Origin of the sequence: Thalassobacillus cyri (assembly GCF_900107755.1) — a bacterium.
GTDB lineage: Bacteria > Bacillota > Bacilli > Bacillales > Halobacillaceae > Thalassobacillus > Thalassobacillus cyri.
Window position 1 is genome coordinate 12,863 of sequence record NZ_FNQR01000022.1, and the last position, 13,802, is coordinate 26,664.

At 42.6% G+C, this 13,802-nt stretch carries 13 protein-coding genes; 12 read left to right on the plus strand and 1 reads right to left on the minus strand.

What is annotated here, in order from left to right:
* Positions 1-11: 11 nt before the first annotated feature.
* The 12 genes from proB (at position 12) to BLV00_RS19080 (ending at position 12,941) form a co-directional block, all read left to right on the plus strand.
* Positions 12-1,181, plus strand: coding sequence for a glutamate 5-kinase (gene proB / locus BLV00_RS19025; protein WP_093046529.1), 1,170 nt, complete (start codon positions 12-14; stop codon positions 1,179-1,181).
* A gap of 18 nt (positions 1,182-1,199) precedes the next feature.
* Positions 1,200-2,462, plus strand: a complete 1,263-nt coding sequence (locus tag BLV00_RS19030) for a glutamate-5-semialdehyde dehydrogenase (protein ID WP_093046530.1) — start codon at positions 1,200-1,202, stop codon at positions 2,460-2,462.
* 278 nt (positions 2,463-2,740) lie between these two features.
* The gene (locus BLV00_RS19035; RefSeq protein ID WP_093046531.1) at positions 2,741-3,340 is read left to right on the plus strand and encodes a biotin transporter BioY; all 600 of its coding nucleotides are present in this window, start codon (positions 2,741-2,743) and stop codon (positions 3,338-3,340) included.
* Between the two features lie 21 nt (positions 3,341-3,361).
* Entirely contained in the window at positions 3,362-4,354 is a 993-nt protein-coding gene (bioB, locus tag BLV00_RS19040; RefSeq protein WP_093046532.1) for a biotin synthase BioB, read from the plus strand.
* Positions 4,355-5,086: 732 nt separating this feature from the next.
* A complete protein-coding gene (gene glsA / locus BLV00_RS19045; protein WP_093046533.1) occupies positions 5,087-6,019 on the plus strand; it encodes a glutaminase A in 933 nt (310 codons plus the stop codon).
* A 158-nt stretch (positions 6,020-6,177) separates the two neighbouring features.
* Positions 6,178-7,113 carry a glucose-1-phosphate thymidylyltransferase RfbA gene (rfbA, locus tag BLV00_RS19050; RefSeq protein WP_093046534.1) on the plus strand — a complete coding sequence of 312 codons (936 nt, stop codon included), beginning with the start codon at positions 6,178-6,180 and terminating at the stop codon, positions 7,111-7,113.
* A complete protein-coding gene (gene rfbB, locus BLV00_RS19055) occupies positions 7,106-8,140 on the plus strand; it encodes a dTDP-glucose 4,6-dehydratase (protein ID WP_093046535.1) in 1,035 nt (344 codons plus the stop codon). The genes rfbA and rfbB overlap by 8 nt, the downstream gene beginning before the upstream one ends.
* On the plus strand, positions 8,119-9,060 hold the full coding sequence (locus tag BLV00_RS19060; protein WP_093046536.1) for a glycosyltransferase family 2 protein: 942 nt from the start codon (positions 8,119-8,121) through the stop codon (positions 9,058-9,060). The genes rfbB and BLV00_RS19060 overlap by 22 nt, the downstream gene beginning before the upstream one ends.
* Positions 9,061-9,074: 14 nt before the next feature.
* Positions 9,075-9,761, plus strand: a complete 687-nt coding sequence (locus BLV00_RS19065) for a GNAT family N-acetyltransferase (protein WP_093046537.1) — start codon at positions 9,075-9,077, stop codon at positions 9,759-9,761.
* A 2-nt stretch (positions 9,762-9,763) separates the two neighbouring features.
* Positions 9,764-10,129 carry an EamA family transporter gene (locus BLV00_RS19070; protein ID WP_093046538.1) on the plus strand — a complete coding sequence of 122 codons (366 nt, stop codon included), beginning with the start codon at positions 9,764-9,766 and terminating at the stop codon, positions 10,127-10,129.
* 9 nt (positions 10,130-10,138) lie between these two features.
* Positions 10,139-11,269 carry a dTDP-4-amino-4,6-dideoxygalactose transaminase gene (gene rffA, locus BLV00_RS19075; protein ID WP_093046539.1) on the plus strand — a complete coding sequence of 377 codons (1,131 nt, stop codon included), beginning with the start codon at positions 10,139-10,141 and terminating at the stop codon, positions 11,267-11,269.
* The gene (locus BLV00_RS19080; RefSeq protein ID WP_093046540.1) at positions 11,232-12,941 is read left to right on the plus strand and encodes a DUF6044 family protein; all 1,710 of its coding nucleotides are present in this window, start codon (positions 11,232-11,234) and stop codon (positions 12,939-12,941) included. The genes rffA and BLV00_RS19080 overlap by 38 nt, the downstream gene beginning before the upstream one ends.
* A 55-nt stretch (positions 12,942-12,996) precedes the next feature.
* Here BLV00_RS19080 and BLV00_RS19085 read toward each other — a convergent pair whose 3' ends face one another.
* The gene (locus tag BLV00_RS19085; RefSeq protein WP_093046541.1) at positions 12,997-13,362 is read right to left on the minus strand and encodes a DNA-binding transcriptional response regulator; all 366 of its coding nucleotides are present in this window, start codon (positions 13,360-13,362) and stop codon (positions 12,997-12,999) included.
* Positions 13,363-13,802 lie beyond the last annotated feature (440 nt).

Consider the following 13,802-nt stretch of genomic DNA (forward strand, 5'->3'; position numbering starts at 1 on the left):
TTTAAAAATTAATGAATATTAGAATCGAACGAGAGGATAGGAGTGAGAGATTGACACAAACACAAAAAAAACGCGTAGTCATCAAGATTGGAAGTAGTTCACTAACAAGCTTACATGGAGAAATCAGCCGCAGAAAATTAGAAAAGATAGTAGATGAAGTCGTTCGTTTGAAAGACGACGGACACGAAGTATTGCTCGTATCCTCTGGAGCAGTAGCTGCAGGCTACCGCAAGCTGGGATGTTTATCAAGACCAAGCACACTGCCGGAAAAGCAGGCAGCAGCATCCATCGGGCAAGGATTACTCATAGAATCTTATTCAGACCTCTTTTTATCCCACGGATATGTTGCTTCACAAATCCTGATTACACGCAGCGATTTTTCAGATGAAAATCGCTACGAGAATGCTAGAAATACAATCAATGTTCTTTTGGAAAGAGGAATCATCCCGATCATCAATGAGAATGATACCATAACAATCGACCGGTTGAAGTTCGGTGATAATGATACCCTTTCTGCCAAAGTAAGTGCTCTAGTCGATGCAGATAAGCTGATTATTCTATCTGATATCGATGGATTGTATGATGCAGATCCTCGCAAGAACAAAGATGCCAAATTACTAGAAAAAGTCCATGAAATCACGCCGGAAATCGAAGCGGCAGCAGGCGATCCGGGCAGTGCGGTCGGCACAGGTGGCATGAAGTCGAAGATAGATGCCTTCAAAATCACGATGGCCTCTGGAATTGCCGCATTTTTAGGGAAAGCGAATGCGCCGAACATTATCTATGATGCTGTTTACCAAAACGCACGTGGCACTTATTTTGAATCAAAGCCAGAAACGCTGAATCTCGACAGCAAAAAGCAATGGATCGCTTTCAATTCCGGACCAGAAGGAGAGGTCGTCATCGATGAGGAAGGGAAGGATTCGATTGTCGTGAGTAAAGAAGGATTGCTCCCGGGTAATATCCATCACGTAAAAGGGCGTTTCAAAGAAGGAGCGGTTGTACGGATCAAAGATGTATATGGAGAAGACATTGGTCTTGGCGTCGTCAACTATTCTTCTAAAAAGATTAGCCAGATTGTGAGTATGACAGAGGAAGAGATTGCCGAATACAAGCAAGCTGCTGTAGAAAAGAAACATCTTGTGTGCCATCTGGAAGTTTCTGTTCCAGTTGGTGTGTAAAATATAAGGAGGTAAATGATGACAACCATCAAACCAACAGTGAACGTGGAAGCGCAAGCGATTGAAGCGAAAAAAGCAGCTAAAAAACTAGCGATGCTTACGACAGAGGAAAAGAATGAAGCATTGACCCATTTAGCTTCTATTCTTGAAGCGGAATACCAATCAATTCTAGAAGCGAATGAACAAGACTTGGAAAATGGGCGTGAAAAAGGTTTTGAAGATGCTTTCATGGATCGTCTGGCTCTCACTAAAGAACGCATTTTTGATTTTGCCAATGGTCTGCGAGAAGTGGCTGAACTTGAAGACCCGACAGGACACGTTTTGTCTGATTGGACGCTTGAAAACGGCCTGGGTGTAGAAAAAGTGACGGTACCACTCGGGGTGATTGGTATGATTTATGAAGCACGCCCGAACGTGACTGTTGATTCTACCGGCCTTGCTTTGAAATCAGGGAACGCGATTGTTCTTAAGGGTGGATCTTCCGCAATCAATTCAAATCGCGCTATTGTAGAAGTACTTCACCGCGGATTAGAAGAGACCAAGGTGCCGAAAGAGGCGGTCCAGTTCATCGACAGTACAGATCGTGAAGCGACCCAGCAGTTGTTCACCATGAAAGAACATGTGGATGTCCTGATTCCACGTGGAGGCGGGTCGCTGATCAGTGCGGTCGTGAACAATGCGACAGTCCCGGTTCTTGAGACAGGTGTCGGCAACTGCCACGTTTATATTGATAAAGAAGCGGATGTTGAAAAAGCGTTGAATATTCTCGTTAATGCTAAAACAGACCGTCCTGCCGTCTGTAATGCAGCGGAGACACTGATCGTCCATAAAGACTGGTTGAATGAAAACCTTGATGCTTTGACGAAAGCATTGAAAGATAATGAAATCAACGTCCATGGCGATGAGGAAATTCTTAAAGTTATGCCAGCCGCTCAAGAAGCAGGCGAATCTGACTGGGCGAATGAATATTTAAGTAAAGATATCGCTATTAAAACTGTCAGTAACGCAGAAGAAGCGATCGATCATATTGAAACGTATGGTACGAAGCATTCGGAAGCAATCGTCACTGAAAATGGGGAAACAGCGAAAACATTTATGAGCCTGGTAGATGCTGCTGCAATTTATCATAATGCTTCTACACGTTTTACTGATGGCGGTGCACTAGGATTTGGTGCGGAAATCGGAATTTCAACGCAGAAATTACATGCACGTGGTCCAATGGGCTTGCCTGCATTGACCACCGTTAAATATATCATGTCAGGTAACGGACAAATACGTTAACTACACCCTTGGCTATCTGATATCAAAAATCCTGGATCCTCCAGAAATGGAGATTCAGGATTTTTTTATACTTTAAGGAAGTTTAACTTTGTAAAAAATTAAAGTACAAGGAAATGGAAGGCTTTCGCCATAAGATCATGGCAAAAGGCCAAATTTTTCTAAGGAAATTTTTAAAAAGTCTATGATTTTTTCATATGTCTATGGTAATCTATGTTATATGTTAACCTGAATTAACTTATGGTTAACGTTAACGGATGATATACAGGAGGATGAGACGTATGAAAAGAAAAAAGTTTACAGCCATTGATCTGACGATGGGAAGTTTATTTGTAGCTTTGACAGCTGTCGGTGCAAATATTACATCCATTGCCCCGTTCATGGTCGTTGGAGGAGTGCCGATTACATTGCAGACATTCTTTGCAATCCTTGCCGGCATTGTCCTTGGCAGCAGGCTTGGTGCATTTTCGATGTTCGTTTATATGATTCTTGGTTTAGCAGGAGCGCCGATATTTGCTCAATTCAAAGGTGGAGCAGGGATTATGCTCTCGCCGACATTCGGATTCATTGTATCTTTTATTCTATTGGCTTATGTGGCAGGGAAAATGGTGGAGATGAAGCGTAGTTTTCCAATGTACGTAAGTGCAGCACTTGTAGGAATGGTGATTAATTATATTGTAGGAACTAACTGGATGTATGCGGCATATCTTTTCTGGTTTGAAGCCCCAGAAGGTCTAACTTATAAAATGGTATGGGGATGGATGATGGTTCCACTTCCGAAAGATATCATTCTTTCTGTGCTTGCGGGCTACCTGGCATTCCGATTAGAAAAAGGTGCCTTAGCTAATACCAAGTTCCGTAGACAAAAGGAAGCCGTTTAATACGAAATAGGGGGAGAATGTATGAATTGGAACCTGCTGGCTGAGCGAGTTTTAGCGGGCCATGAGCTGACAGATGAAGAAGGACTTTCGATTCTTGAGAGCTCTGATGATGATATTCTGAACCTGCTCCATAGTGCCTATCAAATCAGGAAGCATCATTATGGCAATAAAGTAAAGTTGAATATGATTATTAATACGAAGTCAGGTTTTTGTCCAGAGAATTGCGGCTACTGCGCTCAATCGATTGATTCTGAGGCCCCGATCCAGAAGTATCGCATGATGGACAAAGATACGATTGTGAAGGGAGCGGAACAAGCTCACCAACTTCATTCCGGCACCTACTGTATCGTAGCCAGCGGCCGCGGCCCTACGAATCGGGAACTGAATGAAGTAACGTCGGCTGTAGAAGAAATCAAGCAAAAATATGATATGAAAATTTGTGCTTGCCTTGGTTTATTGAAGCCAGAGCAAGCCCGGCAGCTAAAAGAAGCTGGAGTGGACCGCTATAACCATAACATCAACACCTCAGAAAACCACCATGATGCTATTACAACCACTCACACCTACGATGACCGTATTGATACGGTCAATCATGCCAAACAGGCGGGAATTTCTCCTTGTTCCGGAGTGATTGTTGGGATGAAGGAAACGAAGCTTGATGTCGTACATATGGCAAAAGCATTGAAGGAATTGGATGCTGACTCCATTCCTGTGAACTTCCTTCATGCAATTGATGGAACAGCATTAGAAGGAACCAATGAACTTAACCCGATCTATTGTCTAAAAGTGCTCGCATTATTCCGGTTCATCAATCCATCAAAAGAAATCCGGATCTCCGGTGGCAGGGAAGTCAACCTGCGCAGCCTGCAGCCATTGGGTTTGTATGCAGCTAATTCGATTTTTGTCGGAGACTATTTGACCACCGCCGGTCAGGAAGGAACGAAAGACCATCAAATGCTGAGAGAATCAGGTTTTGAAATAGAGTATCCAACTCCTCAGCATACAAGTATTTAAGTATGTGAAAAGCATGAAGCTGCCAAAGTTTCATGCTTTTTTAATGCATAAAAGTTTGCCTTTGTTAAAGGCTTATTCAATTGTAGGTCCGTATTGAGGAAGCCTCAGTTTTAAGTGAAAAGGGATTCATTTCCAAAAAAAGTGTCAGGGATGGCTGGGATACTACTCCCAAGGCGATTACGCATTCATTTCTTTCCTGCGGGGGAACTGGTAAGCCTCCTCAGTCGTTTCACTCCCTGCGGGGTCTTGCCTAGCTCCTTCTCTCGCGCGGGAGTCTCGCAGTTTCCCAACCAACCCATCCAAAGGATGAGGGAAACGAACCCCTGCCATAGATGAAGATGTCTTCCACAAATTATAGGAAACTATGATACAGGTTATAAGACGTTTTTATGAGTAGCTCTTACTATGCTTGAAGGACGGCATACCGATGTTTCCGTTTTTCTCACAAACGCAAGGAGGTCCGGGAAATTGCAAGACTCCAATGGGAGGATAGTACATGGTAAGATCCAACAGGGCTTTAGTACGAGGAAGCTCACCATACGCCCATGGAAAGCATGTGATTTCCAGGACCTCCAGAGATTCTCAACCGTATCGGAAACAGTTTCTCTTGAAACTCAATAAAAGGGAGCTTAACTTTAAAATCTAAACTGTGATTCATCAGAGCCAAGAGTTTAAATAATACCTGGAAGGATAAAGATAAATAGGTAAGCCTATGATGTAAGGAGTGGGGACATGACAAGATTATCGAATGACTACATACAAGAGATTGTCAAAGAATGCCGGCCGTTTGCATCTTCCGGTGTTGTTGCTGATCACTTGCCGGGGAAAGATCAATCCGATCTGACTAACTTAGCAATTACTATCATTTCAGACAAGGGGGAGGTTTATTCTGCAGGGGACGATGGCTACGTTTTTTCCTTGCAAAGTATCTCCAAGGTAATCAACCTATTAATGGCTCTTGAGGATTTTGGAGAGGATACAGTATTTCAAAAGGTAGATAAAGAGCCGACGGATGATTTCTTCAACTCCATCTCCAATCTTGAAAATTACGAAAATCATAAGCCTTATAATCCGATGTTGAATTCCGGAGCCATTGCAGTGGCAAGTCTGATTAAAGGCTTAAACGTTGATGAGCGTTTTGGGCGTGTATTAACCTTTCTCCGCACCATAACAAATAATGATAAAATAGTATTAGATGAGGATGTTTACAGGTCTGAAGTGAAAAATGGCTCACGAAACCGCTCCCTGGCTTATTTTTTGGAAAGCTTGGGGATTTTACCTTATCAGGAATTAGATGCAGCACTTGATTTATATTTCCGTGTCAACTCTCTGAAAGTGACCTCCCGCGACCTTGCAGAAATAGGTTGTTTCCTGGCAAAACAGGGAATGAAGGATGGGCAAAGACTAATTGATCCAAAACATGTCCGAACCACATTGGCTATCATGATAACCTCGGGAATGTATAACGAATCTGGTTCTTACGCGGTAGATGTAGGTTTTCCAGTTAAAAGCGGTGTATCAGGCGGTATTACGGGAGTTGTGACCGGGGAATTGGGCATCGGTATCGTAGGTCCGGCTATCAATAAAAAAGGGAACAGTATCGCAGGTGGGAAAGCCCTAAGAAAATTATCAAACGATTTAAACTTAAACCTCTTTAACAGATGAATGCTTCCTGGCCCTTAAACGAAGGGCTTTTTATTGTTTTATTTTTTATTAAAAATTTGTAATCAAAAAGTAAGATTAATCTGCCAGGAAAAAGGGAACTAAGAAAGGAATCTGTAATTATACGTATTATTATTTTTGATATTTGGGAGGGCGGTTCTATGAAGGGAATCATTTTGGCAGGGGGCAGCGGCACCCGATTGTCACCAAGCACGGATAGTATTAATAAACATCTGCTTGCTGTCTATGATAAGCCAATGATCTATTATCCTTTATCAATACTGATGCTTGCCGGGATAAAAGAAATTCTGATCATCAGTACGGTAGAAGATGTGCCTCGTTTTCAAAAGTTATTGGGCGATGGTTCATCGTTAGGAATCTCCATCTCTTATGAAACCCAGCAGGATCCTAATGGCATTCCGGAAGCGTTCATTGTCGGGGAAGACTTTATCGGCGATGATGATGTGACTCTGATTCTGGGGGATAACATTTTTTATGGGCAAGGACTTACAGATATGCTTCGGAAAGCGATCCGTAATCATCAAGGTGCGACTGTTTTCGGTTACCGTGTCGGAAACCCCCAGCGGTTCGGTGTAGTGGAGTTCGATCAAAATAAAAAAGTAATTTCTTTAGAAGAAAAACCGGAAGATCCTAAATCTGATTTTGCTGTCACAGGTTTATATATCTATGATAATCGCGTGATTGAAATGTCGAAGCAGCTTGATTTCTCTGATCGGGGAGAACTTGAGATCACCGATATCAATAAACTGTATCTCGAAAATGGAGAATTGGATGTCCAGCTATTAGGAAGAGGGTTCGCCTGGCTTGACGCAGGTACGCATGATTCCTTATTCGAGTCTTCCCAGTTTATTAAAAATATCGAGCAGCGGCAGGGGTTCAAGGTTGCCTGCATTGAAGAGATCGCTTATTATATGGGCTACATTTCACGGGAAGAGCTATATGAAAAAGGGGAAGCCATGCAGAAGAATGACTACGGAAAATATCTGATGGATATTGCTAATCGGAGACACGTCCAGCAATACTGGGAAGACGTTGTCGACCAAAATCCAATGATAGGAACGGTGGATCATGACTAGAGATAAAAAGACTTTATTAATCACAGGGGGAGCTGGTTTCATCGGCTCCAATTTCATCACTTATTTTTTGAAAGCCCATGACAACTACGAGATTGTCAATCTTGATAAATTGACCTACGCTGGATCATTAGCGAACTTGCGTGAGGCAGAAGGCTATCATAACTATCATTTTATTGAAGGTGACATTGCAGATGAATCAGTAGTAGAAATGGTGTTCGCTGATTTTGACATTGACGGGATCATCCATTTTGCTGCCGAATCCCATGTGGATAAATCAATTGCTGATACGAAGCCTTTCATTACGACCAATGTTGTCGGCACAGTCAACTTGCTGCAAACTGCTAAACGTGATTGGGAACAGAAAGGGGTGCTTGCTGAGCGGCGCTTCCATCATATTTCCACCGACGAAGTATATGGGTCGCTGGATGAAGATGGAGCTTTTACGGAAGAAACCCCGTATGATCCAAGAAATCCTTATAGTGCTTCGAAGGCGAGCGCAAATATGCTGGTTAAGAGCTACCATAACACTTATGGCATGAATGTCGTGATATCAAGCAGTTCCAATAACTATGGACCGAGGCAGCATGACGAGAAACTGATTCCGACAATCATTCGAAACGCACTCGCAGGAGAGTCTATTCCTATTTATGGGGACGGGCAAAATATTCGCGACTGGCTGTATGTAACCGATCATTGTCACGCGCTTGATGCTGTCTTCCATCACGGTAATACGGGTGAAAGTTATAACATCGGAGGTAGAAATGAACGGACGAATTTAGATATGACCAATCGGATTTGTGGATTGTTGGATGTATACCAGCCTGATCGAAAAAAACAACTGAAGCTTACTAATTTCAAGGATTTGATTACCTTTGTTGATGATAGACCAGGACATGACCGCAGATATGCCGTAGATGATAGTAAAATCAGACAGACGCTGGGATGGATGCCGGAGGTCGAACTGGATCAAGGGCTGGCAGAAACAGTCTCCTGGTATATCAATAAATGGGAGCAGCAAGTCCAGTGATTTCCGTTGTAGTGCCGATCTACGGCTGTGAGAAATGTCTGAATGAGTTATATGAACGCGTGAATAAAACGATGAGCTCCATTCCAATGAATTACGAGCTTATCCTGGTTAACGACGCCAGTCCGGATGATGCCTGGCCGACGATTCAACAGCTTCACCAGAAAGATCCAAGGGTAAAAGGGATCAACTTATCCAGAAACTTCGGACAGCATCATGCTATTACAGCGGGATTGGATCATACGCATGGTGACTGGGTAGTTGTAATGGATTGTGATCTGCAGGATCAGCCGGAGGATATCAAGAAGTTATATGAAAAAGCATTGGAAGGCTACGATGTCGTTTTTGGATCTAGGGTAGAACGGCAGGATTATGCGCTGAAGCGGTTGACCTCTAAACTTTTCTACAAAGTTTACGATTATCTGACGGAGCGGTCTTCAGACCATACCATTGCAAACTTCAGCATCAGCCGGAAGAAGGTGATTGAAAGCTTCCGTCAAATGAGGGAGCAAAACCGGCTTTTCCCGCTATTTATCCAATGGATGGGTTATAAATCCACGAGAATACCAGTCAATCACAGTCAGCGTGAGCATGGTAAATCTTCCTATAATTTAAAAAAGTTAATCAGTCTGGCTACCGATGTCATTATTTCTCAATCGAATAAACCGCTCCGATTGTCGATCCAATTCGGGTTTACCATTTCACTTGTATCCTTTTTGTATGGCGTTTATTTGATTTTTAAGCGCCTTATGCTGGAGCATCATGTTCCAGGATGGACGAGTGTCATGGTGTCGATCTATTTTATCGGCGGGTTGGTTTTTTTTAATTTTGGAGTGTTAGGTTTATATATCGGTAAAGTATTTAATGAAACAAAAGGCAGGCCACTATACATTATCAGCGAAACAACAAAAGATGTAGAATGATATGAGGTGATAGGATGACGAAACATTTACGTGAAGCTCCCTGGGATAGACGAAATTTTGGGATGGATACCTACGAAGTCCTGTCTCCTGTAGAGGAAGCGCTGCAAGAAACGGATGAGACAACAGGACATTTCACCTTAAAGGTCGATCCCATGGTCAATAAAAAGCCGATTTTGGAGCACGGATTTTATTATGCGGATACGTTGATCACACCGGTATGTAAAGCCGATCAATTGCGGACATTTTCCAAAGAACAAGTCGGGATTACACGAGAAGGAAGCTTTGCTATTATTGCTTCAATTTCTGCCGGTGCCTTTAAAGTAGGTCGCTATCATAGAGATTTTAATGTGAAGGAAGAAACAGCAGAACAGCGATACATCAACTGGCTCCGTGATTTATATGAAGCGGGGGAGGTAATGTTCCTTACTTATGAAGGAGAGATCGTTGCTTACTATGCCTATCAGGACAACCGGATTCTATTGATAGGAATGGATGAAAAGGTGCGGGGGAAGGGACTTGCCAAGCCATTGGTAAGTAAAGCGTGTGAAGTGTTGTTTTCTTATGGCTATGAGGAACTGGAGACTTCCGTATCGGCAATCAACTTTCCTTCGATGCAGATGTTCTATTCGCTCGGTTTCAAAATGAAGCGAGCGGTAGATGTCTACCATAAATGGAATATAAAAATGCCTGACGGGGTCTGATGATGGGTTATTTTTATATCTTTGCAACCATTTTATTTACTGTTTATGGCCAATTGATATTGAAATGGCGGATTGAGAAGTTCGGCAGTCTGCCACTGGAACTTAAAGATAAAATCGTATTCTTGTTCCAGCTTTTGCTCGACCCATTGATTCTGTCGGGCTTTCTTTCTGCCTTTGTCGCTTCGATTTTCTGGATGGCGGCGATGACAAAATTCAATATCAGTTATGCGTATCCATTCATGAGCCTTTCATTTGTGCTGGTGTTTCTGCTATCCGTCTTTTTGTTCGGAGAGCCGGTCACACCTCAAAAAGTGATCGGCTTATCCTTGATTGTGCTAGGTATTATAGTAACGAGTCAATCTATTTGAGGTGTTAAGATGATTCCATTCAATAAACCATGTGTAACAGGTAACGAAAATGAATATATTCAGGAAGCAATCCATAATTTGAAACTTTCCGGCAACGGGCCATTCGGAAAAAAATGTTCCAGTTGGTTAGAGTCTCATTTAGGAACCGAGAAGGTGCTTTTGACTCCTTCTTGTACGCATGCCCTTGAAATGGCTGCATTATTGGTCGATATTCAGGAAGGTGATGAAGTGATCATGCCTTCTTTTACATTCGTTTCTACGGCAAATGCGTTCGCTTTACGCGGGGCCAATATTAAATTCGTCGATGTTGATCCGGCTACAATGAATATGGATGCTTCACTTGTGGAGGAAGCAGTTTCAGGCCGTACGAAGGCGATTGTGGTCGTACACTATGCTGGCGTGGGATGTGAAATGGATGCCATCATGTCTCTTGCTGAACAGTATGATCTTTATGTGATCGAGGATGCAGCTCAAGGCTTGCTTAGTACCTTTAAAGGAAAGGCCTTGGGGACGATTGGTCATCTTGGTACATTCAGCTTCCATGAAACCAAAAACTATACGTGCGGAGAAGGTGGAGCGTTGGTCATCAACGACCCTCGTTTCATTGGCCGCGCGGAAATCATCCAGGAAAAAGGGACGAACCGCTCACAGTTCATCCAGGGCAGGGTGGACAAATATACATGGCGGGATATTGGTTCTTCTTACCTCTTGAGTGATTTGAATGCTGCTTATTTATTAGCTCAGCTGGAAGCAGCTGACAGAATCAATAAAAACCGCCTGGAAACGTGGCATATCTACTGGGAAGGGCTGAAGCCACTAGCCGGGCAAAGCAAGATTGAGCTGCCATTCATCCCGGAAGACAGGGAACATAATGCCCATATGTTCTATATCAAAACCAAGGATGAAGAGGAGCGAAAACGGCTGATACAATACTTGAAAGAAAATGATGTCATGGCAGTCCCTCATTATGTCCCACTTCACTCTTCCCATGCCGGGGAGAAGTTCGGAGAAATGAGCGGACCGGATACGTATACAAGTAAAGATAGTGAACGATTGCTGCGTTTACCGCTTTATTATCAAATGGCAAAAGAGGATGTCAGTCATGTGGTACACCATATTCGAGCGTTTTATCAGGCATAAATTATTATTTGTAGCCTGTTTGATTCTGGCAGCTTATTTGCTGCCTTATTATATTTTAGGTGAAGATACGCATATCAGGGTACATGATAATCTGGATTCGAATATTGTCTGGTATAAGCTGGTGGTTGAAAACAACCTGATTTTCGCCTCACCGAATGAAATGCTGCAAAGTATTATTAACGGCCTGCCACGAAGTGCTTTGCCTTCAGGCTTGGATGCTATGGTCTGGCTGTATGCTCTATTTGAACCCTTCACTGCTTATACCATCAACCAGACCATCATGCGAGTGGTCGGTTTATTTGGTATGTATTTTCTACTGGCTTATATTTTTGAAAAACGGAAAGATACATGGACAAATTTTCAGCTGCCGATTGCGGGGGCCGCCTTGACGTTTGCGCTGCTTCCATATTGGCCATCCGGCGCTCTTTCCATGGCAGGAATGCCGCTTGCATTACTTGCATTTTTGAAAATCCGAGAGCTCGGTAGACAAGCGAAAAAGAGATACTGGATCTTCCTTGTACTCATCCCATTCCATTCCAATTTCATCCTGGCCTTTTCCTTTTTCATCTCGATCATTGGTGTCATCTGGCTGGTGGATTGGATTCGCTTTAAAAAGTTCAACTGGCCATTTTTTAGTTCGATTGTATTGATGACAAGTATCTTTCTGATCAAAAATTATATGATCATTTACTCGATGTTCCTGGATAGTGCATTTGTACCCCATCGAGAAGAATTCACTTTGGGAGATAAGGATGCAGTTGGGGCGTTCCAGCTGGGGATTGAAAACTTTCTCTTTGCCCATACGCATGATGAAACATTTCATTACCGCTTTATTCTTCCGGGGGCTATGGCTGCGATTCTCATAGCTGTATGGAAAAGGGCCGCAGTGCCGAAGCTGCTCCTATCTCTGCTGGCGGCCAATTTAATCCTCTCGATTTGGTATGGCTACTGGTACTGGGAAGGATGGCGTGTACCAAAAGATACGATTTCCTTATTGAACAATTTCAATTTCAGCCGCTACCACTTCCTGCATCCATTACTCTGGTATCTTGTGTTTGGTCTTGCTATGAGGATTATCCAAAAAAGAGTATTTTTAGGTAAATTTATTGTACTATTGCTTATCCTTGGACAGATCGCTATATTGTTTCCGCTTGCCGAAGAATTCAAGTACAGAGAGTTTGATTCTTTCACTTATAAGGAGTTTTACTCAGAAGCGCTCTTTGACGATATTAAAGAATATATCGGAGAGGATCCTTCTGATTACCGGGTGGTGTCGATCGGGATGCACCCGACGATCGCCCAATACAACGGTATGTGGACATTGGATACCTATAATACAACCATACCGCTTTCCTATAAACATAAGTGGAGGGAAGTAATAGCACCAGAATTGGAGAAGAACGATACGCTAAGGCATTACTTTGATACATGGGGAAGCAGGCTCTATTTGTATGTAGATGAGCTAGGTAAGAATTATGATTTTACCAAAAATAGTAACAAAAAAATTGAGAACCTCGATATCAATACCGACCAGCTGGAAAGCATGGGTGGAGACTATATCCTATCAGCTGTCCCCATTGAGAATTATGAAGCGAATAACCTTGTTTTTGAACGCGTGTTTGAATCTGAGGCTTCACCATGGAGCATCCATTTGTATAAAATAGATGAATAATAAAAGCTGTATTTCTCCAATCAGTTTGGAGAAATACAGCTTTTTAAGTACTCCATTATTGACATGTTTGGGAACGATTCTCGAGTGCGCTATATATCGTGGGCAAGAGGTTGTAATAGCGGGGTTTCATGAGGAAATTATCGACATTATAATCCATCGAAATCTTAATGGTATCTTCGTTTTGATGATGTAATAAAATGATGACACTTGTGTCTTTGGCGATACTGTTCAATTCAGCTAGCAGAGAGAAGCAAGACTCATCAAGCAAAATGACATTGATATCATTTTCATTTAGAAGGGACTTGATATCCGCATTGCCCATGTCTTCACATTGACTATATATACCTTGATCATACAAGACATGTTGCAGATGCTGCAGGTCTGATGCATCTTTGGATAGCAACAATATTCTTGGCTGCATGGTAATCCTCCTTTCATGAACCCGTAGACAACGGATTAGGTGGGGGAATTCGGAAAAATGGAGGATAAATTATTATCACAACTTAAGATGTTGATCCGCACTTCCTATAACCCTTCCTCCATGCTAACAGACAAATGACGACATTTAAACAGCCGTTAGTACGAGGTTATCTGCTGGCGGTTCATCAATGGGAGCATGCAGGAATGGGTGACATCGCTTCTCCCCCAATGGGCCGGTCACCGACATTTTTTCTTTTCTCAAAAATATCTTCCTGATTTCCATGTTTTACTAACACGATCACGTATGATTAATTTTGCTAAGACGGCACGGATAATGGCGATTTACATCCTTTCCTCCTTATCATCATTTTCTGCCTCAAGACATGGTTTTATACGCCAAACATAATTACAGTTAATGTGTAGAAACTAAGGAGGAAGGAG

Excerpts from the sequence above, each read along its gene's own strand:
- BLV00_RS19080 (WP_093046540.1), top strand. The coding sequence starts at position 11,232 with ATGTGGTACACCATATTCGAGCGTTTTATCAGGCATAAATTATTATTT.
- bioB (WP_093046532.1), top strand. The coding sequence starts at position 3,362 with ATGAATTGGAACCTGCTGGCTGAGCGAGTTTTAGCGGGCCATGAGCTG.
- proB (WP_093046529.1), top strand. The coding sequence starts at position 12 with ATGAATATTAGAATCGAACGAGAGGATAGGAGTGAGAGATTGACACAA.
- BLV00_RS19065 (WP_093046537.1), top strand. The coding sequence starts at position 9,075 with ATGACGAAACATTTACGTGAAGCTCCCTGGGATAGACGAAATTTTGGG.
- BLV00_RS19060 (WP_093046536.1), top strand. The coding sequence starts at position 8,119 with ATGGGAGCAGCAAGTCCAGTGATTTCCGTTGTAGTGCCGATCTACGGC.
- rfbB (WP_093046535.1), top strand. The coding sequence starts at position 7,106 with ATGACTAGAGATAAAAAGACTTTATTAATCACAGGGGGAGCTGGTTTC.
- BLV00_RS19035 (WP_093046531.1), top strand. The coding sequence starts at position 2,741 with ATGAAAAGAAAAAAGTTTACAGCCATTGATCTGACGATGGGAAGTTTA.
- glsA (WP_093046533.1), top strand. The coding sequence starts at position 5,087 with ATGACAAGATTATCGAATGACTACATACAAGAGATTGTCAAAGAATGC.
- BLV00_RS19030 (WP_093046530.1), top strand. The coding sequence starts at position 1,200 with ATGACAACCATCAAACCAACAGTGAACGTGGAAGCGCAAGCGATTGAA.
- BLV00_RS19085 (WP_093046541.1), bottom strand. The coding sequence starts at position 13,362 with ATGCAGCCAAGAATATTGTTGCTATCCAAAGATGCATCAGACCTGCAG.
- rfbA (WP_093046534.1), top strand. The coding sequence starts at position 6,178 with ATGAAGGGAATCATTTTGGCAGGGGGCAGCGGCACCCGATTGTCACCA.
- rffA (WP_093046539.1), top strand. The coding sequence starts at position 10,139 with ATGATTCCATTCAATAAACCATGTGTAACAGGTAACGAAAATGAATAT.
- BLV00_RS19070 (WP_093046538.1), top strand. The coding sequence starts at position 9,764 with ATGGGTTATTTTTATATCTTTGCAACCATTTTATTTACTGTTTATGGC.